Source organism: Caulobacter segnis (assembly GCF_023935105.1).
Lineage (GTDB): Bacteria > Pseudomonadota > Alphaproteobacteria > Caulobacterales > Caulobacteraceae > Caulobacter > Caulobacter segnis_B.
The window spans coordinates 5,481,780-5,502,676 of the sequence record NZ_CP096040.1 but is presented as its reverse complement, the minus strand read 5'-3'; the positions used below and the strand labels follow the sequence as shown (position 1 = coordinate 5,502,676).

Annotated in this window: 19 protein-coding genes; 9 read left to right on the top strand and 10 right to left on the bottom strand. The window is 67.7% G+C overall.

Annotation, left to right across the window (positions count from 1 at the left end; genetic code table 11):
* Positions 1-48: 48 nt before the first annotated feature.
* The 4 genes from MZV50_RS25550 to MZV50_RS25535 form a co-directional block, all read right to left on the bottom strand.
* Positions 49-417, bottom strand: a complete 369-nt coding sequence (locus tag MZV50_RS25550) for a hypothetical protein (protein ID WP_252632152.1) — start codon at positions 415-417, stop codon at positions 49-51.
* Positions 414-1,577 carry an acyl-CoA dehydrogenase family protein gene (locus MZV50_RS25545; protein WP_252632151.1) on the bottom strand — a complete coding sequence of 388 codons (1,164 nt, stop codon included), beginning with the start codon at positions 1,575-1,577 and terminating at the stop codon, positions 414-416. Before MZV50_RS25545 ends, MZV50_RS25550 begins: the two co-directional genes overlap by 4 nt.
* A gap of 2 nt (positions 1,578-1,579) precedes the next feature.
* Positions 1,580-3,373 carry an acyl-CoA dehydrogenase C-terminal domain-containing protein gene (locus tag MZV50_RS25540; RefSeq protein WP_252632150.1) on the bottom strand — a complete coding sequence of 598 codons (1,794 nt, stop codon included), beginning with the start codon at positions 3,371-3,373 and terminating at the stop codon, positions 1,580-1,582.
* Between the two features lie 102 nt (positions 3,374-3,475).
* The gene (locus tag MZV50_RS25535) at positions 3,476-3,955 is read right to left on the bottom strand and encodes a MerR family transcriptional regulator (protein WP_252632149.1); all 480 of its coding nucleotides are present in this window, start codon (positions 3,953-3,955) and stop codon (positions 3,476-3,478) included.
* 196 nt (positions 3,956-4,151) lie between these two features.
* On the opposite strand from MZV50_RS25535, the gene MZV50_RS25530 reads away from it, so the two are divergent.
* Positions 4,152-4,808, top strand: coding sequence for a S24 family peptidase (locus MZV50_RS25530; RefSeq protein WP_252632148.1), 657 nt, complete (start codon positions 4,152-4,154; stop codon positions 4,806-4,808).
* A gap of 18 nt (positions 4,809-4,826) precedes the next feature.
* Here the strand turns inward: MZV50_RS25530 and MZV50_RS25525 are convergent, their stop codons facing one another.
* The 3 genes from MZV50_RS25525 to pgm form a co-directional block, all read right to left on the bottom strand.
* Positions 4,827-5,036 (bottom strand): hypothetical protein, encoded by a 210-nt coding sequence (locus tag MZV50_RS25525; protein WP_252632147.1) that lies wholly within the window; start codon positions 5,034-5,036, stop codon positions 4,827-4,829.
* 196 nt (positions 5,037-5,232) lie between these two features.
* Positions 5,233-6,891 (bottom strand): lysine--tRNA ligase, encoded by a 1,659-nt coding sequence (locus tag MZV50_RS25520; protein ID WP_252632145.1) that lies wholly within the window; start codon positions 6,889-6,891, stop codon positions 5,233-5,235.
* A gap of 46 nt (positions 6,892-6,937) precedes the next feature.
* A complete protein-coding gene (gene pgm, locus MZV50_RS25515) occupies positions 6,938-8,578 on the bottom strand; it encodes a phosphoglucomutase (alpha-D-glucose-1,6-bisphosphate-dependent) (RefSeq protein ID WP_252632144.1) in 1,641 nt (546 codons plus the stop codon).
* Between the two features lie 296 nt (positions 8,579-8,874).
* Between pgm and MZV50_RS25510 the strand changes: the two genes are divergently transcribed.
* From MZV50_RS25510 to MZV50_RS25500, 3 genes are all read left to right on the top strand, one after another.
* A complete protein-coding gene (locus MZV50_RS25510; RefSeq protein ID WP_252632143.1) occupies positions 8,875-9,318 on the top strand; it encodes a helix-turn-helix domain-containing protein in 444 nt (147 codons plus the stop codon).
* A 99-nt stretch (positions 9,319-9,417) separates the two neighbouring features.
* Entirely contained in the window at positions 9,418-9,690 is a 273-nt protein-coding gene (locus MZV50_RS25505) for a DUF4242 domain-containing protein (protein WP_252632141.1), read from the top strand.
* Positions 9,691-9,757: 67 nt separating this feature from the next.
* Positions 9,758-10,750 carry a GlxA family transcriptional regulator gene (locus tag MZV50_RS25500; protein WP_252632140.1) on the top strand — a complete coding sequence of 331 codons (993 nt, stop codon included), beginning with the start codon at positions 9,758-9,760 and terminating at the stop codon, positions 10,748-10,750.
* 54 nt (positions 10,751-10,804) lie between these two features.
* Here the strand turns inward: MZV50_RS25500 and MZV50_RS25495 are convergent, their stop codons facing one another.
* Positions 10,805-11,683, bottom strand: a complete 879-nt coding sequence (locus MZV50_RS25495) for an isoaspartyl peptidase/L-asparaginase family protein (RefSeq protein WP_252632139.1) — start codon at positions 11,681-11,683, stop codon at positions 10,805-10,807.
* A gap of 58 nt (positions 11,684-11,741) precedes the next feature.
* On the opposite strand from MZV50_RS25495, the gene MZV50_RS25490 reads away from it, so the two are divergent.
* The 3 genes from MZV50_RS25490 (at position 11,742) to MZV50_RS25480 (ending at position 14,821) form a co-directional block, all read left to right on the top strand.
* On the top strand, positions 11,742-12,746 hold the full coding sequence (locus MZV50_RS25490; RefSeq protein ID WP_252632138.1) for an NADPH:quinone oxidoreductase family protein: 1,005 nt from the start codon (positions 11,742-11,744) through the stop codon (positions 12,744-12,746).
* A gap of 282 nt (positions 12,747-13,028) precedes the next feature.
* Positions 13,029-13,919: an SDR family NAD(P)-dependent oxidoreductase gene (locus tag MZV50_RS25485; RefSeq protein WP_252632137.1), complete on the top strand. Its 891-nt coding sequence runs from the start codon at positions 13,029-13,031 to the stop codon at positions 13,917-13,919.
* A complete protein-coding gene (locus MZV50_RS25480; protein ID WP_252632136.1) occupies positions 13,916-14,821 on the top strand; it encodes a DMT family transporter in 906 nt (301 codons plus the stop codon). Before MZV50_RS25485 ends, MZV50_RS25480 begins: the two co-directional genes overlap by 4 nt.
* Here MZV50_RS25480 and MZV50_RS25475 read toward each other — a convergent pair.
* Entirely contained in the window at positions 14,809-15,780 is a 972-nt protein-coding gene (locus MZV50_RS25475) for an NAD-dependent epimerase/dehydratase family protein (RefSeq protein ID WP_252632135.1), read from the bottom strand. The two genes, MZV50_RS25480 and MZV50_RS25475, sit on opposite strands and share 13 nt — an antisense overlap.
* 3 nt (positions 15,781-15,783) lie before the next feature.
* A complete protein-coding gene (locus MZV50_RS25470) occupies positions 15,784-17,091 on the bottom strand; it encodes a UDP-glucose dehydrogenase family protein (protein WP_252632133.1) in 1,308 nt (435 codons plus the stop codon).
* Between the two features lie 228 nt (positions 17,092-17,319).
* Here MZV50_RS25470 and galE point away from each other — a divergent pair, with 228 nt between their 5' ends.
* Both galE and MZV50_RS25460 read left to right on the top strand, forming a co-directional pair.
* Entirely contained in the window at positions 17,320-18,303 is a 984-nt protein-coding gene (gene galE, locus MZV50_RS25465) for a UDP-glucose 4-epimerase GalE (RefSeq protein WP_252632132.1), read from the top strand.
* 110 nt (positions 18,304-18,413) lie between these two features.
* Entirely contained in the window at positions 18,414-20,849 is a 2,436-nt protein-coding gene (locus MZV50_RS25460; RefSeq protein WP_252635314.1) for a bifunctional diguanylate cyclase/phosphodiesterase, read from the top strand.
* Positions 20,850-20,897 lie beyond the last annotated feature (48 nt).

The window sequence follows — 20,897 nt, the reverse complement described above, 5'->3', positions numbered from 1 at the left end:
AGCGGTGTTCGTGTCGTTGGGCGATCGCCAGCCGTGGCCGGCGCGCCGTTATGGTTTCCAGTTGCCGATCGGGTACGTGCCGATCGGCTCACACTTCAGGCCGCTGGCGGCGGCCTTGGCGCGGTAGTAGACGCGCTTGCCAAACTGGGGCGGCGCCAGCGAGCAGGCGGTGAAGCCCGAGGTCGTGACCTCCAGCCTCCACTCGGCGATCTTCGAGCGCAGCAAGGTCTGGCAGATGTCCTTGCCGGCCGGCGTCAGCGGCAGCTTGAAGGCCCCTGGCTGCGGCCGCTTGCCGACCAGTTCGCCGGAATAGGTAAGGGGGCGCGGGCCCTGGACGGCGCGCACGCAGACCACGGCCGAGCGGTCCTCAGCGGCGGTGGGGCCGGCCAGCAGGGCGATGAGCGGAAGGATGATCACAGCGTCCTCGCGATCAGGAGTTTCATGATCTCGTTCGTGCCGCCGTAGATGCGCTGGATGCGGCTGTCCTTGTACATGCGCGCGATCGGGTACTCGTTCATGAAACCATAGCCGCCGAACAGCTGCAGGCAGCGGTCGACGATCTTGTTCTCCAAGTCCGAGACCCAGTACTTGGCCATCGAGGCCGTAGCGGCGTCGAGCTTGCCTTCCAGATGCTGGCCGATGCAGTGGTTGACGAAGACCTTGGCCACGGTCGCCTCGGTCTTGCACTCGGCCAGGACGAACTGGGTGTTTTGGAAGTCGATGATCGCCTTGCCGAACGCCTTGCGGTCCTTGACGTAGGCGATGGTCAGCTCCAGCGCCCGCTCGATGGTCGCCATGCCCTGCACGGCGATGTTCAGCCGCTCCTGCGGCAGCTGGCCCATCAGTTGGAAGAAGCCCTGGCCCTCGTCGGTCCCGAGCAGGTTCTCGGTCGGGATCTTCACGTCGTTGAAGAACAGCTCCGAGGTGTCCTGGGCCTCGTGACCCAGCTTGTCGAGGTTGCGGCCACGCTCGAAACCTTCGGCCCCATCGGTCTCGACGATCATCAGGCTGGTGCCGCGTGCGCCGCCGGCCGGATCGGTCTTGGCCACGACGATGATCAGATTGGCCGTCTGGCCATTGGTGATGAAGGTCTTGGAGCCGTTGATGACGTACTGGTTGCCGGACTTCTTGGCTGTGGTCTTGATGCCCTGAAGGTCCGAACCGGCGCCTGGCTCGGTCATGGCGATCGCACCGACCAACTCGCCGGTGGCCAGGCGGGGCAGCCAGCGCTGCTTCTGCTCCTCGGTGCCGTAGTGGAAGATGTACGGCATGACGATGGCGTTGTGCAGGCTGGCGCCGAAGCCGTCGACGCCCTTCCTGCCCAGCATGTCCATCAGCACGACCTCGTGGCGATAGTCGCCGCCGGCCCCGCCGTACTGGTCGGGCGTGGAGAGGCCGAGCAGGCCGGCCTCTCCGGCCTTGGTCCACATGTCGCGATCGACGCAATGGTTCTTGCGCCACTTCGCGACCGTCGCCTCGGGGGCGTGCTCGTCGAAGAATTTCCCCACCGCGTCCTCGAAGATCGCGATGTCCTCTTCAGCCATGAAGGCGGGTTTTTCGACGGCGAGCACGCTCATGATCAGAAAGCCTCCGCGGGCAGCGCCATCAGGGTCGCCGAACCGGTCTTCAACTTGGCCAGGTGCGCCCCAGCGTCAGGCAAGATGCGTTCGATGAAATAACGGCCGGTCGTCAGCTTGGTCGTGAAGAACGGATCGGACGAGCCGGCCGCGATCTTGGCGTTGGCCGCCTTGGCCATCAGCGCCCACATGTACGCCAGGCCGGTCAGGCCGAAGAGGTGCATGTAGTCGGTCGAGGCCGCGCCGGCGTTGTCGGGGTTCTGCAGGCCGTTCTGCATCAGCCACATGGTGCCGTCCTGCAGCTGGGCCTTCACGCCCGCCAGGGCTTCGATAAAGGGCTTCAGCGCCTCGTCGGCGTCGTTCTCGCCGATGAACTGGTCGACTTCCTGGAAGAAGGTCATGACCGCGCGGCCGCCCTTGGCGGCCAGCTTGCGGCCGACCAGGTCCAGGGCCTGCACGCCGTTGGTCCCCTCGTAGATCAGGGCGATGCGGCAGTCGCGCATGAACTGGCTGACCGGGAAGTGCTCGGTGAAGCCGCTGCCGCCATGCACCTGCACCGCGTTCGAGCAGACCTGGAAACCCTTGTCGGTCAGGTAGCCCTTCAGCACCGGGGTCATCAGGCCCATGTAGTCCGACGACTTCTCGCGCACCGCCGGATCCGGATGCACGTGCGACAGGTCGCCGTGCAGGGCGGTCCAGAACAGGAAGGCGCGGCCGCCCTCGATCAGGGCCTTGCTCTCCAGCAGCATGCGGCGGACGTCCGGGTGGACGATGATCGGATCGGCCGGGCCGTCGGCGTTCTTCGGGCCCGTCAGCGAGCGGCCTTGCAGGCGGTCCTTGGCGAAGGCGACGGCGGCCTGGTAGGCGGCCTCGCCCTGGGCCACGCCCTGCATGCCGACGCCCAGGCGCGCCTCGTTCATCATGACGAACATGATCTTCAGGCCCGAGTTCTCCTCGCCGATCAGATAGCCCTCGGCGTCGTCGTACTGCATGACGCAGGTGGCGTTGCCGTGGATGCCCATCTTCTCTTCCAGGCCCACGCACTTGACGCCCTGGTTACGGTCGCCGACCGAGCCGTCTTCCTTGGGGAAGAACTTCGGCACGATGAACAGGCTGATGCCCTTCACCCCGGCCGGAGCGCCTTCGATGCGGGCCAGGACGAGGTGGACGATGTTGTCCGACATGTCGTGCTCGCCGGCCGAGATCCAGATCTTCTGGCCGGTTATGCGATAGCTGCCGTCGGCTTGCGGGACCGCCTTGGTGCGCAGCAGGCCCAGGTCTGTGCCGCAGTGCGGTTCGGTCAGGTTCATGGTGCCGGTCCATTCGCCGGTGACCATCTTGGGCAGGTAGGTCTGCTTCTGCGCGTCTGTGCCGCCGGTGTGGATGGCCGAATAGGCGCCGTGCGCCAGGCCCGGATACATCGAGAAGGCCATGTTGGCCGAGCTCGACATCTCGCTGAAGGCCAGGTTGACGACGTGCGGCAGGCCTTGGCCGCCATAGGCCGGATCCGAACCCAGGCCCGTCCAGCCGCCCTCGCACAGCTGCTTGTAGGCGTCCTTGAAGCCCGGCGGGGTGGTGACGACGTTGGTCGCCGGATCCAGCTTGCAGCCGTTCTTGTCGCCGACCGTGTTCAGCGGGGCCAGGACCTCGCCGGTGAACTGGGCGGCCGCGTCCAGGATCTGCTCGACCACGTCGAACGGCGCGTCCGAGAAGCCGGGCAGGTCGCCGTGCTGGTCGATGTTGAGCACGTCGCGCAGGATGAAGGCGTGATCGCGAACGGGCGGCTGGTAGGTCATGAAACGGTCCTGCCAAGGAAACTAAGAAGAGGGATCGGGAGAGGGAACGGGTAGGCGAGGCCGTCCCGGGCGAGAGGCCCGGAAGCGGCGTCGCGAAAGGTCTTACTTGCCCAGCATCGCTTCGGCGTGACCGTCGAGACGGGCGCGCAGCACCTGCTCATAGTCGGCCGCGCGGGGCAGCAGGTCGGGGCGGATCTCGGCGAGGCGCTTTTCGAGGCGGTTACAGGCCTCGCGCAGCTCGATCAGGGCGTTGTCGATGTCGTCGCGCTGCTGTTCCAGCGCCGTGGCGCGTTCGCGGAACTTCTTCAGCGAGCGGGCCATCTGCGCCGCGCCCTCGTCGTTTTCGTCGTAGAGGTCCAGCAGTTCGCGGATCTCGGTCAGCGACAGGCCGACACGCTTGCCGCGCAGGATCAGCTGCAGGCGCACACGGTCCTTATGGGAATAGACGCGGTTCAGGCCCTCGCGGGCCGGATTGAGCAGGCCCTTGTCCTCGTAGAAGCGCAGGGCGCGCGGCGTAGCCTTAAATTCGTTGCAGAGCTGGCGGATCGTAAAGGTCCGCTCGGGGCGTCGCAGGTCGGCCATGGGTTGAAACCTCCCGGAAAGTGGGCCCGGCTACTGCGGCCGGGCCGCTTGGTTATCGTCGATCACCCTAAACCCGATATCGGGCGACCGTCAACGCTTACGTAAACGTCAACTTGAGCGTGGTCGATAGGTTTACTTTCCTAGGGCGGGAGGCGTATTTTCTTGCGCGAAGGCCAGACGCTCAGGAGACGCCGGCATGGCGACGCTTTCTCACGGCGAAATCTGGCGGGCCATCGACGCCCTGACCGACCGTTTCGACATGACGCCGTCGGCCATGGCCCGGATGGCGGGGCTGGATCCCACCAGCTTCAATCGCTCCAAGCGCGGCTCGACGCAGGCCGACAGTCGGCCACGTTGGCCCTCGACCGAGAGTCTCGCCAAGCTGCTGGAGGCGACGGGGGTCAAGTTCTCGGAATTCGCGGCCCTGACCGAACAGGCGCCGGTGCGCGCCCCCCATGCGGCAAGGGGCGGGCGGAGCGCGCCGCTGTTGGGCCTGGCCCAGGCGGGGCAGGACGGCTTCTTCGATGAGGCGGGCATGCCGGTCGGCGCGGGCTGGGACGAAGCGCCGGCGCCGGACCTTGGCAAAGGGCTCTTCGCCCTGGAGGTGTCGGGAGACGGGCTGGCGCCGGTCTATCGCGACGGCGACCGTCTTCTGGTCTCGCCCACGGTCGAGCCGCGACGGGGCGACAGGGTGGTGGCGCGAACGGCGGCCGGCGAGGTGCTGGTGCGCGAGATGGGCCGCGTGACGGCCCGGACCATCGAGCTGCTGCCGCTGAACCGATCCAGCGACGATCGTCTGCTGTCGCGAGACGAGGTCACCTGGATCGCGCGGATCGTCTGGGTCAGCCAGTAGGCCGGCCCGGAAGCGAAGTTACGTGCGCGGGCAGTTGGCGTGGGTGTCGAGCAGCCAGGCGATCAGCGGGCCGGCCGACGGATCCTCGCAGGACACATCCAGGCGATAGGACGCCCAGGTGTCGTTGTGCGCGGCCTCGACGTGAGCGTCGGGGAACTGTTGGACGATGCCGCCCAGCAGGGAATCGAATTCCTGGCGGTCGGTGGGGCGGAGCGTAAACGAAGCCATTGGACTAACCTTGATGACTAATCTTGGTTCTGATGGTCCGAGCTTAGACTCCGAAAGATGGGCAGACCCTTAATACCGAATTCAGACTCCGTTCATCTGTGGAGACATGGTGTCGCAGGGCGCGATGTCTCCTTCTCCCCTGAGAGACGCTGGCCTGCGGGCCACCCTCTCCCGCGGGAGAGAGGGAAATCCGAAATCAGCCCAGCTTTTCTTCGATCAGGGCGATCGTGCGGTCTATGCCGAAGATGGCCGCGAACGAGCCGAAGCGCGGGCCCTGGCTCTGGCCCAGCAGGACCTCGTACAGGGCCTGGAACCAGGCGCGCAGCGGGTCGAAGCCATGGGTCTTGCCCACTTCGAACACCTCGTTCTGGATCAGCTCGGCGTCCTGGCTGCCGGCCGGCATCGCCTTCAGCTTGGCCAGCAGGTCCAGCATCGCCGCGCGCTCCTGGTCGGTCGGGGCGCGGAAGGTCTTCGTCGGTTTGACAAAGTCCTCGTAGTAGTTGATCGCGTAGCCGGCCAAGCGGTCCAGCAGCGGCTGGGTCTCGGCGCTGGCCCCCGGGATGTAGCGCGACAGGAAGCCCCAGAGGATTTCCTTGGTCGAGGCGTCCGCAGCCGAAACGAGGTTCAGCATCAGGCTGAACGACACCGGCGAGCCGTACTGCGGCGGGCGACCCGAGTGGATGTGCCACACCGGGTTGTCCAACTGCTTGGCCGGTTCCTGACGCTGATAGGCGTCCAGCTGTTGCAGGTACTCGTCCGTCGCCTTGGGGATGACGTCGAAATACAGCTTCTTGGCCGACTTGGGGCTCTGGAACATGTAGTACGACAGGCTCTCGGGCGCGCCGTAGCGCAGCCAGTCCTCCATGGAGAGGCCGTTGCCCTTGGACTTGGAGATCTTCTGGTTGTTCTCGTCCAGGAAGAGCTCGTAGTTGAAGCCTTCAGGCGGAACCCCGCCCAGGGCCTTGCAGATCGCGCCCGAGGCCTTGACCGAGTCGATCAGATCCTTGCCCGACATCTCGTAGTCGACGCCCAGGGCGGTCCAGCGCATGGCCCAGTCGGGCTTCCACTGCATCTTCACGTGGCCGCCGGTCACCGGGACCTCGACCTTGGAGCCGTCCTCGTCCTCGAAGACGATCGTGCCCTTCTCGACGTTGCGCTCCAGGGTCGGGACCTGCAGCACCTTGCCAGTGGTCGGGCTGATCGGCAGGAACGGCGAATAGGTCGCGCGGCGCTCCTCGCCAAGGGTCGGCAGCATGACCTTCTGGATGGCGTCGAAGCGCTCGAGCGCCGTCAGCAGGGTCGCGTCGAACAGGCCGCCCTTGTAGCAGTCGGTCGAGCTGACGAACTCGTACTCGAAGCCGAAGCCATCCAGGAAGGCGCGCAGGCGGGCGTTGTTGTGGGCGCCGAAGCTGTCGTGGGTGCCGAACGGGTCGCGGACGACGGTCAGCGGCTTGCCCAGGTCCTCGATCAGCGGCTGCTTGTTCTCGATGTTGTCGGGGACCTTGCGCAGGCCGTCCATGTCGTCGCTGAAGGCGATCAGGCGGGTCGGGATATGGTCGTCGACCAGCGCGCGGAAGGCCTGGCGCACCATGGTCGTGCGCGCCACCTCGCCGAAGGTGCCCAGGTGCGGCAGGCCCGACGGGCCATAGCCGGTTTCGAAGATCACGGCCTTCGAAAGGGCCGGATAGGCTTTCACCGCCTCGTCCGCCTTGCCGGCGTCGATCAGCGCTTTCGCCGCGTCCTGGTCGGCGCGATCGGGAAAGCGCACGCGCAGGACGCGGGCGACGGTGGCGCGCGCCTGCTCGAATGGCCAGGAGCGGGCTTCGCGGGCGAGGGGGGAAAGGCCTTCAAACATGGCGCGGCGTATAAACGCTGCGACGCCAAAGGGCTAGGTCTCCCGGCTAACCCGCGAGCGCTCCGGCGACCACTTCGCGCGCCTCTGCCTGGACCTGCTTGAGGTGATCAGGGCCCAGGAACGACTCCGCGTAGATCTTGTAGACGTCCTCGGTGCCCGAGGGGCGGGCGGCGAACCAGGCGTTCTGGGTGCAGACCTTCAGGCCGCCGATCGCCTCGCCGTTGCCGGGGGCGTTGGTCAGGATGTCGGTGATCGGCTCGCCGGCCAGGGTCTTGGCGCTGACGTCGCTGGGGCTGAGCTTTGAGAGGCGCGCCTTTTCTTCGCGGGTCGCCGGGGCGTCGACGCGGGCGTAGGCGGGGGCGTCGTACTGGGCCGTCAGGTCCGCATAGAGCTGACTGGCGCTCTTGCCGGTGCGGCCTTGGATCTCGGCGGCCAGCAGGGCCAGCTGGAGGCCGTCCTTGTCGGTGGTCCAGACGCTTCCGTCATGACGCAGGAAGGCCGCGCCGGCCGACTCCTCGCCGCCGAAGCCTACCGAGCCGTCCAGCAGGCCCGGCACGAAGTACTTGAAGCCGACCGGCACCTCCAGCAGGCGACGGCCCAGGCCGGCGACCACGCGGTCGATCATCGAGGACGAGACCAGGGTCTTGCCGACCGCGGCGTCCGCGCCCCAGTTCGGGCGGTGGGTGAACAGGTACGAAATCGCCGCGGCCAGGTAATGGTTGGGGTTCATCAGCCCGCCGTCGGGCGTGACGATCCCGTGGCGGTCGGCGTCGGCGTCGTTGCCGGTCGCCACGTCATAGGCCGCGCCGCCCTTCATGATCTGGATCAGGTTGGCCATGGCCGAGGCCGACGAGCAGTCCATGCGGATCTTGCCGTCGGTGTCGAGCGGCATGAACGCCCAGCGCGGATCGACGGCCTCGTTGACCACGGTCAGGTTCAGCTTGTGGCGTTCGGCGATGGCGCCCCAATAGGCGACGGCCGCGCCGCCCAGCGGGTCGGCGCCGATGCGCACGCCCGCCGCGCGGATGGTTTCCATGTCGATGACGCTGGGCAGGTCGTCGACATAGCGGCCCAGGAAATCGTAGCGGCCGGCGGCCTTCAGGGCCTCATCGAAGCTCACGCGCTTCACGCCAGCCAGGTTCTGCGCCAGCAGATCGTTGGCGCGGGCGGCGATCGCCGAGGTCGCGCCGCTGTCGGCGGGGCCGCCGGACGGAGGATTGTACTTGATGCCGCCGTCGCGCGGCGGATTGTGCGAGGGCGTCAGCAGCAGGCCATCGGCTTGCGCGGCGTTCCCGCGATTGTGCGTCAGGATGGCGTGCGAGACGGCCGGGGTCGGGGTGTAGCCGTCCTGAGCGTCGATCAACGCTTGGACGCCGTTGCCGGCCAGAACCTCCAGCACCGAACGGAAGGCCGGCTCGGACAGGCCGTGAGTGTCGCGGCCAAGGAAGATCGGGCCGGTCACACTCTGGGCGGCGCGATGCTCCACGACGGCCTGGGTGATGGCCAGGATATGCTTTTCGTTGAAGCCGCCGTCCAGGCTGGAGCCCCGGTGTCCCGAAGTTCCGAACACGACCTTCTGGGCGGGGTTCGAAATGTCGGGAGAGATCTCGTAGTAGGCCGCGACCAGCGCATCCAGGTCGATCAGATCTTCGGGAAGAGCGCGAAGGCCAGCACGGCTATGCATCAAGACACCTGATCAAGGGTTCGCTGTCGGAGCGCGACGGCTCGCTTCCCTAGTCAGGTTCCGTATCGATTTCACTAAGTATCTCTGGATTGAGACCGAGATATGGACGTCGGCGTTTTCTGAAGCGCTCTTTCAAGGGCGCGCGTCCCGATCCGAGATCCAGGAATTTTTGTCGACGAGGGTGCGGCCGAAGCGCGCGGGCGACGTCTAGTCGACAGCACACCGTGAAATCTTCGCCAAAAGATTGTACTCTAGGGGCGAATCTCGGCTGTCGACCGGACGCGAAAGGTGAACGCGCAGTGACCTACGAGACGACCGAAGGGCGCCGCACGAGCGCCGTCGACACGCATGTCGGTGGGCGCGTCCGCATGAGGCGCAAGCTGCTCGGTGTCAGCCAGGATCAACTGGCCGACAGCCTTGGGCTGACGTTCCAGCAGGTCCAGAAGTATGAGCGCGGAGCCAATCGGATCAGCGCCAGCAAGCTGTTCCGGATCGCCGCGATCCTAGCTGTCGATGTTTCCTACTTCTTCGACGGCTTGCCCGACCCGATCGAGGGGGGCGGACCCGACGTCGCGGTGTCGCATGCTCATGAAGTCATGCAGGCGTTCCTGCAGACCTCGGAGGGCGTCGAGCTGGCCGAAATCTTCCCACGCATCGCGAGCGGTCGTGTGCGGCGACAGATCCTGGATCTGGTGCGGACGATGGCGGCCGAGGAAAACAGGCGGACGAGCGCCGGCGACTGACCGCGACGCGATCACCACCGCTGATTGTCCGGATCGTCCCCTTATCCGAAAGAACGTTGTTCGGCAGGTTCCCGCCCCCGATTGAGGTGGAGAGAACCTGTGAAGAAATACGTGATCGAACGCGAGATCCCCGGCGTCGAACAGCTGGACGCCGAGCAACTGAAAGACGCGGCCACGGCGTCGAACGCCGCCCTGGCCAAGCTGGCCCCGCGCGTCCAATGGGTGGAGTCCTTCGTGACCAAGGACAAGACCTTCTGCGTCTACCTGGCCGAAGACGAGGCGGTGATCCGCGAGCATGCTGAGCTCAGCGGCTTCCCCGCGTCGCGTATCACCGAAGTGGCGGGCGTCATCAGCCCGGTGACGGCCGGCTGAACCGGATGGCGGGGCCTTGGCTAACGGGGCCTCGCCCTTCAGTTTGGTCCCCTCGGAGGAGGCCGCGATGCTCGATGCGACCGTGGTGGTGCTGGATGACGGCCTGTCGTCGACCGCGATCATGCCGATGGAGATCTTCCACTCGGCGGGCGCGCTGTGGAACGACCTGCTGGGCGTGACCGCCCGGCCGGCGTTCCGGGTCCGCACCGTCTCGCCGACGGGGCGTCCCGTCCGCAGTCCCTATGGCCTGACCCTGGGGCCTCAGGACTCGATCGAGGCCGTCGAGCGCACCGACATCATCATCGTGCCGACCTCGGGCCTCGATCTGGATCTCAAGATGGTCGAGAACAGCGCGCTGCTGCCTTGGCTGCGCCGGCACTACGAGCAAGGCGCGCACATCGCCGGGGTCTGCATGGGCGCTGCCTATCTGGCCGAGGCCGGCCTGTTGGACGGCCGGGTGGCCACGTCGCACTGGGCGGTCTGCGACAAGCTGGCCGCGCGCTATCCCAAGGTGCGCTGGCGACCGGAGCTGTTCGTCACCGAAGACAGCCGCCTGCTGTGCAGCGGCGGTGTCTGCGCCTCGATGGACATCAGCCTGTACCTCGTCGAGAAGTTCTGCGGTCGCGAGGTGGCTCTGCAGTGCGCCAAGGCCCTGCTGCTGCCGATGCCGCGCGTCCACCAATCCGGCTACGCCATGCTGCCGGTGTCCCAGGCCCACGCCGACGAGCGCATTCGGGGCGTCGAGGGCTTTCTTCAAGCGAACTTCCGCCAGGATCTTTCGGTCAAGCTGCTGGCCGATCAGGCAGGCCTCAGCGACCGGACCTTCGTGCGACGGTTCAAGGCCGCGACGGGCCGGCTGCCCGCCGACTATCTGCGGGCCCTGCGCATCGAGGCCGCCAAGGCGATGCTGGAGCGCGACACCGGACCGGTGCAGTCGATCAGCACGGCCGTCGGCTATGACGACGTCGCCTTCTTCCGCCGCCTGTTCAAGCGCGGCACGGGCATGACGCCGACCGCCTACCGCGCCCATTTCGCGCCGATGTCGGTGCGAGGGTACTAAGCGCGGCAGCCGAAAGTGTGAGCGGTTTCGGCGCTCGCCGCGCGCCAGCAAAGACTAGAACGCCGCGCTGACGATCGAGCCGTCGAGCAGCAGCGCCGCCCGTTTCAGGCCGCTCGAGGCGAACGGCATGGCGACACGGCCGTCGCGATCCACCGACACCAAGCCGCCGTGTCCGCCCAGATCGGCGACCCCCTGGATGGCCGCGCCGGCGGCGTCTTCCAGAGTCTGGCCGCCGAACCCCACCCGGTGGGCGATCTGGGCGGCGACGGCGGTGCGGATGAAGTATTCGCCCTGGCCCGTGCATGAGACCGCCGCATGGCCGTCGGCCCAGGCGCCGGCGCCGATGATCGGCGAATCCCCGACCCGTCCCGGTCGCTTGCCGAACACCCCGGCCGTCGAGGTGGCGGCCGCCAGCCGGCCCTCGGCGTCGCGCACCACGCACCCGACCGTCCCGGTGGGCAGGGTGTCCGGAGGATGGTTGTCCTCGAAGGCCCCGGCGTGGGTGAACCAGGTCGCGGGATCTTCGACCGCCTCCAAGCCCAGCTCGCGGGCGAAGTCTATCGCGCCCTGACCGGCCAGCATCACGTGCGGGGTCTGCTCCATGACGGCGCGGGCGGCCAGAATCGGGCTCTTGAAGCCCTGCAGCGCCGCGACCGAGCCGGCCCGAAGCGTCGCGCCGTCCATCAGGCTGGCGTCCAGCTCGTATTGGCCCTCGGCGTTGGGCGAGGCGCCCTTGCCGGCGATGTAGAGACCGCTGGCTTCCAGGCCGACCACGGTCTCGACGGCGACGTCCAAGGCGCTGGCGCCCGCGGCCAGCCGATCGCGGGCGGCCTCGACCAGGCCACGCATGTGGGCGATCTCGGCCGTGTAGTCGTGGCCGCGCTTGGCGCCGGCGCCGCCATGCAGGGCAAGACTAAAACATGTGTTTGACATTCGGCTTTCCCGGCTCCAGCGTCCGCGGCTCATAAAGACAAATCCCGGGAGAAGCGAGATGAAGGCGGTGCTCAGCAAGGAAGTCGGCGGACCCGAGACCCTGGTGCTGGAGGAACTGCCCGATCCCGTCGCCGGGCCAGGCCAGGTGCTGATCGACGTCCGGGCCTGCGGGGTGAACTATCCCGACGTCCTGATCATCGAGGACAAGTACCAATTCAAGCCGCCGCGCCCGTTCGCGCCGGGCGGCGAGGTGTCGGGCGTGATCTCGGCGGTCGGCGATGGGGTCACCCGTTTCAAGGTCGGCGACCGCGTCCTGGCCTCGACCGGCTGGGGCGGCTACGCCGAGAAGCTGGCGCTGGAAGAACAGCGTTGCACGGCCATCCCCGACAACATGCCGTTCGACGAGGCGGCCGCCTTTGTCCTGACCTATGGCACCTCGTACTACGCCCTGAAGGATCGCGGCGCCTTGAAGGCCGGGGAGACCCTGCTGGTCCTAGGGGCCGCGGGCGGGGTCGGCCTGGCCGCCGTCGAGCTGGGCAAGGCCGCCGGCGCGCGCGTCATCGCCGCCGCTTCCAGCCAGGAGAAGGTCGACCTGGCCATCAAGCACGGCGCCGACAGCGGCGTGGTCTATCCGCGCGGACCGTTCGACAAGGAGGGCCAGAAGGCCCTGGCCGACCTGATCAAAGGCGCCTGCGGCCCTAACGGCTGGGACGTGGCCTATGACGCGGTGGGCGGCGACTATTCGGAGGCGACGATCCGCGCGGCGGGCTGGAATGGCCGGTTTCTGGTCATCGGTTTCCCGTCGGGCATTCCGAAGATCCCCCTGAACCTGACGCTGCTGAAGTCCTGCGACATCGTCGGGGTGTTCTGGGGCGCGGCCGTGGCGCGGGACCCCAAGGGGCACGCCCAGAACCTGCGCGAACTGATGGATCTCTACGCCGCCGGCAAGATCCGGCCGTACGTGTCCGAACGCTTCCCGCTGGCCCGGGCGGGCGAGGCGATCGCCCACCTCTCCAGCCGCAAGGCGATGGGCAAGGTCGTGATCACCGTCGACCAAGGCTAACGGCCGGCGTGGTTAAGTCCCGCTAGTCATTCTTCTTAGCAAAGGGAACAGGACATTCCCGCAGAGTGCCGCTCATCGGGACGTGACAAGGGCGCTGTCAGGCTCGTGGGGGCCGCATGCGGCGGGGTCGCGGGGGCGATCCCAAAATGGGGGCTCGAGGCCGATTGGCCCGACGATCAGAGGTTGGCCAGGGGCGAACCCCCTAGCCAACCTCTGTTTGCTTCGCGAATATGATCATTGATCACTGACCCGAGAGAGGTCGGGGACGCGGAGGGAAATTCCATGGTCGGACGTCTGGACGGCAAGGTCGCCGTCGTCACCGGCGGCTGCTCGGGCATCGGCCTGGGCGCGGTCGAACTGTTCGTGGCCGAGGGGGCGTGCGTGGTCGCCGCCGACCTTCAGGCCGAAAAGGGCGAGATGCTGGAGAAGCGTTTCCCCGACAAGGTCCGCTTCTCGCGTTGCGACGTCACCTCGGAAGACGACCTGGCCAAGACCATGGCCCTGGCCGAGAGCGCGTTCGGCGGCCTCGACATCCTCTTCAACAACGCCGGCCACGGCGGCACGCCGGCGGCCGTGCCGGAGCTTACCGTTGAGGGCTGGGACAAGACCTTCGCCCTGCTGGTGCGCGGCCCGGCCATCGGCATGAAGCACGCCTTGCCGCTGATGCTGAAGCGCGGCGGCGGCTCGATCATCAACACCGCCTCCATCGCCGGCCTGCAGGCGGGCTTCGGCCCTCTGGCCTATTCGGCGGCCAAGTCGGCGGTCATCCATATGAGCCGGTGCGCGGCGGCCGAGCTGTCGCCGCTGAAGATCCGGGTCAACGCCATCTGCCCGGGCCTGATCGCCACCTCGATCTTCGGGGCGTCGATGGGCCTGCCGCGCGAGGTCGCCGACCAGATGGCCGCCCAGATCGCCTCGATCGGGCCCAAGATCCAGCCTATCCCCAAGTCGGGCCTGCCCGAGGACATCGCCGCCGCCGCGCTCTACCTGGCCAGCGACGAGTCCCGGTTCGTGACCGGAACCCACATCGTCGTCGACGGCGGCATCACCGTGGGGCCGCGCAGCGCCTGGGACAAGAACACGCCCTCGCCGATCCTGGCGGCCATGGGCATCACCCCCGAACAGGCCGAGGAGATGCGCGCCCAGCTGATCGCCTCTGGCGCGGCGGGGTGACCCTCACGCCGAACCTGCGCGGCGCGCTGTGGATGCTGGCCTCGGCGGTCGGCTTCACGGCGATGACCACCCTGATCAAGTTCCTGGGGCCAGGCTATCCGGCCGCCTTGCAGACCTTCTACCGCCAGCTGGCGGGGGTGATCGTGCTGCTGCCGCTGATGGCGCGCGACTGGCGGGCGGCGTTCCGGACGACGCGACCGGGGATCCTGATCTTCCGGTCCAGTGCGGGGGTGTTGGCGCTGATCATGGGCTTCTACGCCTATCAGAAGCTGCCGCTCGCCGACGCCAACGCCCTGTCATTCACCCGGACCCTGTGGCTGGTGCCGTTGGCCGCCTTCGTCCTGCGCGAGCCGATCGGCCCCTTGCGGATCGGCGCGGCCCTGGTCGGGTTCGCGGGCGTGCTGATCATGCTGCGGCCGGGGAGCGGCGGCGGCGCGGAGGGCTTGAGCGCCTGGGTCGGCTGGCCCCAGGCCTGCGCCCTGGCCTCTGCCTTCCTGTTCGCCCTGACCATCACCGGCATGAAGGTGATGACTCGCGACCACAGCCCGTTCGTGCTGCTGGTCTACGCCGCGGTGCTGGGCCTGGTCTTCGCCATTCCGCCGGCGCTGTTCGTCTGGCGCTGGCCGACCTGGCCGGACCTGGCCCTGCTGGCCGCCATGGGCGTGATCGGCACCCTGACACAGGGGGCCTATATCAAGGGCATGGAGGCGGGGGAGGCGGCGGTCATGGCGCCGATCGACTATACGCGGCTGGTGTTCGCCGTCGGCGCGGGCTTCCTGCTGTTCCACGAATTTCCGCGCCGAGCGACCCTCGTCGGCGCCGCGATCGTGGTCGTCTCCACCCTGTTCATTTCCTGGCGCGAGCACCAGGCGGCCAAGCTGGCGGCTGTTCAGCCCGCGTAGCCGCGTCGCCATACGACGAAGCGCTGCAAACCCTCGGTCAGCTTGACCTTGGGCTGGTAGCCGCACAGTGCGCGCAGCTTGTCGATATTGGCGAAGGTGGCCGGAACATCGCCGGGCTGCATCGGCAGGAAGGTCTTCTTCGCCTCGATCCCCAGCGCCGCCTCAAGCGTCGTGATCATGTCCATCAAGCCGACCGGATCGTTGTCGCCGATGTTGTAGACCTCGTGCCCGCCGGTCTCGGGCGGGTTGTCGAGCACGCCCAGGACGCCGTCGACGATGTCGTCGATATAGGTGAAGTCGCGGGCCATCTCGCCCTCGCCATAGACCTCGATCGGCTCGCCCTTCAGCATCTTCTCGGTGAAGCCGAAATAGGCCATGTCGGGCCGGCCCCAGGGGCCGTAGACGGTAAAGAACCGCAGGCCCGACTGCGGGAAGCCATAAAGCCTGGCGTAGCTCTGGCTGAGCAGCTCGCACGAACGCTTGGTGGCGGCGTATAGCGACACCGGGCTCTCGGCCGGGTCGCTCTCGCGGAAGCCGTCGCCGTTCAGCGGCCGGTCGCCATACACGCTGGACGAGGAGGCGTAGACCAGGTGCTCGACGCCGGCGTGGCGGCAGGCCTCCAGCACCGAGAGGTGGCCCGCCAGGTTGCTGCGTTCGTAGGCGAAGGGGTTCTCGATCGAATAGCGAACCCCGGCCTGGGCGGCCAGGTGCACGACCCGCTTGGCGCCCGAGGCCCTCACCAGCGCGGCCAAGGCCTCGTGCTCGGCGATGTCCAGGCGGACCATCTGGAAGCCGGAGCGTCCTTGCAGCCGCGCCGCGCGGGCGTCCTTCAGGGCCGGGTCGTAATAGGCGTTGAATACGTCGACACCGATCACCGTCTCGCCGCGATCCAGCAGACGCTCGGCCACGTGCATGCCGATGAAGCCCGCCGCGCCCGTGACGATGATCGGAGCCGCCATGTCTCAGCCTCGTCCGATGCTGGCGTAGGTGAAGCCGTGGCGGACCATCTCGGCGGGCTTGTAGACGTTGCGCAGGTCCACGACGGTCGGCGACTTGAGCAGCAGCTTCAGGCGGTCCAAGTCCAGGGCGCGGAACTGGTCCCATTCGGTCAGGATCACCAGGGCGTCGGCGCCCTCGGCGGCCTCGTAGGCTCCGGCCTTGAAGTCGACGTCCTTGAGCAGGTGCGCGGCTTCCTTGGCGCCTTCCGGATCGAAGGCCTGGACCTTGGCGCCCATGGCCTGCAGGGCCGGTAGGATGTCCAGGCTCGGCGCGTCGCGCATGTCGTCGGTGTTGGGCTTGAAGGTCACGCCCAAGACGCCGATCGTCTTGCCGGCCAGATCGGTCGAGCCGATGGCGTCGGCCACCTTCTCGGCCATGGCCTTCTTGCGGGTGGTGTTGACCTCGACCGTGGTCTCGATCAGCCGGGTCGGCGCGCCATACTGCTGGGCCGTGCGCACGAGCGCGATGGTGTCCTTGGGGAAGCAGCTGCCGCCGTAGCCGGGGCCGGCGTTGAGGAACTTCGATCCGATCCGCTTGTCCAGGCCGATGCCCTTGGCCACCTGCTGGACGTCCGCCCCGACCTTCTCGCAGAGGTCGGCCATCTCGTTGATGAAGGTGATCTTCATCGCCAGGAAGGCGTTGGCCGCGTACTTGATCAGTTCGCTGGTCCGGCGGCCGGTGAAGACGATCGGGGTCTCGTTCAGGCTCAGCGGGCGGTAGAGCTCGCGCATCACCGCCTGGGCGCGCTCGTCCTCGGTTCCCACGACGACGCGGTCGGGACGCTTGAAGTCCTCGATCGCCGCGCCCTCGCGCAGGAACTCGGGGTTGGAGACCACCGCGAACTGGGCGTCGGGACGGACCTTCTTGATGATGGCCTCGACCTCGTCGCCGGTGCCGACCGGCACGGTCGACTTGGTGACCACCACGGTGAAGCCGTCGATCAGACCGGCGATCTCCTCGGCCGCGGCGTAGACGTAAGAGAGGTCCGCGTGGCCGTCGCCGCGGCGCGTGGGCGTGCCCACGGCGATGAACACCGCGTCGGCGTCCTTGATCGCCTGGGCCCCGTCCAGGGTGAAGAACAGCCGCCCCTCGCGCACGTTGCGCGCCACCAGGTCATCCAGCCCCGGCTCGAAGATCGGGATCTCGCCCCGCTCCAGCCGCTCGATCTTGCTGGGATCCTTGTCGATGCACGTCACCACGTGACCGAAGTCGGCGAAGCACGCCCCCGACACCAGACCCACATAACCCGTGCCAATCATCGCTACGCGCATCGAAAGATCCTGATCCGTCCGGCCGTCAAATCAAAGGGGCGCGCCGCACGCGACGCATTCCGCGTCTTCCAGCAATCCCGACGCCGAGGCAAGCGCGCTCCAGGAAAACGCCAAGGTGTAAATCGCAAAAGGGGGTAAAAGCCTTGGAGTCGGTTCAGGTGAAGGTGGTGACTTCCAAGTGGCGGCCGGACCCGCTAGCCAGGGGCGGTTTTCGCGCGGGGATCTCGAATGCAGACGGTTCTGGTGACGGGCGGCGCCGGCTATGTCGGCTCGCATACGTGCCTTGCGCTGGCCGAGGCGGGCTTTCGGCCCGTGGCGTTCGACGACCTGTCCAATGGCCACCGCGAACACGTCCGCTGGGGACCGCTGGAGGTCGGCGACATCCGCGACCCCGCCCGCCTGGACGCTGTCTTCGCCGCGCACCGGCCCGTCGCCGTGGCGCACTTCGCGGCGCGCATCGAGGTCGGCGAGTCGGTCAAGGATCCCGGCCCCTTTTTCGACGTCAATGTCGGTGGGACGATCACCCTGATCGAGGCGGCCCGCCGGGCGGGTGTCGACAAGCTGGTCTTCTCCTCGACCTGCGCCACCTTCGGCGAGCCGGTGCGCCAGCCGATGGACGAGCACCATCCTCAAGCGCCGCTGAACCCGTATGGCCGCAGCAAGCTGATGATCGAGCAGGCTCTGGCCGACTACGCCCGCCATGTCGGCTTCAGAAGCATGGTGATGCGCTACTTCAACGCCGCCGGCGCCGATCTGGAAGGCCGCATCGGCGAGTGGCACGAGCCCGAGACCCACGCCATTCCGCTGGCGATCCAGGTGGCCTTGGGCCAGCGGCCGGCGTTCACGATCTTCGGCGACGACTATGACACCCGCGACGGCACCGCCGAGCGCGACTACGTCCACGTGCTGGACCTGGCCGACGCCCATGTCCTGGCCCTGCGGCGGCTCATCGCCGGCGGGGCTTCGGAGTCCTATAATTTCGGCGCCGGGGCGGGCACGACGGTGCGCGAACTGGTGGACGGCGTCGGCCGGGTGGCGGGCGCGCCGCTGCCGGTCCGGGTCGCGCCGCGCCGGCAGGGCGACGCGCCGGCGCTGGTCGGCGACAGCGCCAAGGCCAGAGCGCAACTGGGCTGGAAGCCGTCGCGCGATCTGGACACGATCCTCTCCAGCGCCTGGCGTTGGCATCGAGCCCTCGCCGATCGAGGGTTGTGAAGGGAAGAATATTCCTGCGAAGCCCCGGGCGGCCGGACGTTGTGTCGCGATCGCGAGAAGCGAAACGGATTATTTGCAACTCTCGCCGTAGCTCCTAGGGGATGTGACCCCTGGGGGCGTGCGTGCTCAAGTTTCTGACCTGCCTGACGACGCAGCATGATCTGCGCCTGGTGCTTGTCGCCGGTCTGGTCTGTATCGCGGGCTGCTTCACCACGTTCCGTCTGTACTCGCGCATGCGGGGCGCCCGGGGAGTTGTGCGCTCCGCCTGGCTGCTGCTGACCGGCCTGGTCGCCGGCTCCAGCGTCTGGGCCACCCACTTCATCGCCATGGTCGCCTACACGCCGGGCCTGAAGACCGGCTACAGCCCGACCGGCACCCTGCTGTCGCTGATGATCGCCGCGCTGTTCATGGCCAGCGGCTTCGCCGTCGCATCGGCCCAGCGCTCGACCACCAACGACTTCGCCGGCGGCGTGCTTCTGGGCCTGGGCGTGTCGGCCATGCACTACACCGGCATGTCGGCTTTCGTGACCCAGGGGCAACTGGTCTGGGAGCACGCCACGGTCGGTCTCTCGGCGATCCTCGGCGTCGCGGGCGCCACCGCGGCTCTGGTGGTCGCCGGCTCGGCCCGCACGATACGGCGCCAGGCGATGGGCGGAGGTCTGCTGTGCCTGGGCATCGTGGCTCTGCACTTCACCGGCATGTCGGCGATCACCATCGTTCCCGACGCCACCATCGTCGTCCCCGAGCAACTGCTGTCGGGCGCCATGCTGACCCTGGCGGTGGTGTCGATCACCGGCATGATCATCCTGGGCGGCCTAGGCGCCGTCGCCATCGAATCCCAGACCTCTCGCTCGGCCCTCGAGCGCATCCGCCGCCTGGCCAACGCCGCCTACGAAGGCCTGGTCGTGGTCCAGTCGGGCAAGATCAACGACGCCAACGCCGCCTTCTGCGAATTGGCCGGCGCGCCGCTGGCGGAGCTGGTCGGCCGTCCGTTGCTGGGCGCGATCCTGACCTTCGACGACACCAATCCCAATCGCGAGGGGGTCCGTCGCGAGGGCAAGCTGCAGCCGGTCGCCGGCGGCCGCGAGATTCCGGTCGAGGTGTTCTCGCGCCTGATGGACGACGGCGCGCGCATCGAGACCACGGGCCTGACCGTCCTGGCCGTCCGCGACCTGCGCGAGCGTCGCGCGGCGGAGGAAAAGATCCGCTATCTCGCGGAACACGACGGCCTGACCGGCCTGCCCAACCGCAATTCGCTGCAGTCGCGCCTGGCCGCCGCCGTCGAGCGCGTCGAGGCCTCGGGCGAGAGCCTGTCGGTGATCTGCATCGACCTGGATCATTTCAAGGAAGCCAACGACCAGCACGGTCATCTGGCCGGCGACGCCATCCTGGTCGAGACCGCGCGACGCCTGCAGTCGGTGGTCCAGGCCCCGTCGTTCGCCGCGCGCCTGGGCGGCGACGAGTTCATCGTCGTGCAGGTGGCCGGCGGCGACCAGCCGACCGCGGCCGCCGAGTTGGCGGGCCGCCTGATCGAGATGCTGTCGATCCCCGTCGCGTTCGACGGCCAGGACCTGAGCCTCGGCTCCAGCCTGGGCGTCAGCCTCTACCCGGACGATGGCCGCACCGCCGAGGCCCTGATGGCCAACGCCGACATGGCGCTGTATCGCGCCAAGGAAAGCGGACGCGGCGTCTATCGCTTCTTCAAGCGCGAGATGGACGACTCGATCCGCGAACGCCGCAACCTGGCCCGCGACCTGCGCCAGGGCATCGCCGACGGGGAGTTGATTGTGCACTATCAGCCGTTGGCCCGCGCCATCGACGGCGAGGTCTGCGGCTTCGAGGCCCTGGTCCGCTGGAAGCATCCGACGCGCGGCATGATCCCGCCGCTGGACTTCATCCCCGTGGCCGAGGAAAACGGCCTGATCGGCGCGTTGGGCGACTGGGTCCTGCGCCGCGCCTGCGCCGACGCCGTCTCGTGGGAGAAGCCGCTGCGCATCGCGGTGAACCTCTCGCCGATCCAGCTGCACAATCCGGCCCTGCCCAGCCTGGTGCACGAGGTGCTGATCGCCTCGGGCCTGTCGCCCTCGCGGCTGGAGTTGGAGATCACCGAGAGCGCGCTCTTCAAGGACTATCAGCGCGCGCTGGATAACCTGCGCCGCCTGAAGGCCCTGGGCGTGCGGATCGCCATGGACGACTTCGGCACCGGCTTCTCGTCGCTGTCGACCCTGCAGTCGTTCCCGTTCGACAAGATCAAGATCGACAAGAGCTTCGTCGAGAACATCCACCGCCACGATCGCGCCACCGTCATCGTGCGCGCCGTGCTGGGCCTTGGCCGCAGCCTGGAGATCCCGGTCGTGGCCGAGGGCGTCGAGACCGACGAGCAGATTCTGTTCCTGCGGGGCGAGAACTGCACCGAACTGCAAGGCTACGCCATCGGTCGCCCGGCCCCGGTGGATGCGCTCGAACCCTGGACCATGGCCAACGCCGTCTCAGCGTTCACCGAGGCCTCGACCCCGCCTCGCCGCAAGGCCAAGCGCCCCGCCTGACCCGGGCCTCGCGCGGAGTGGATTGCGCGGGGCTGGAACTGCGTATTG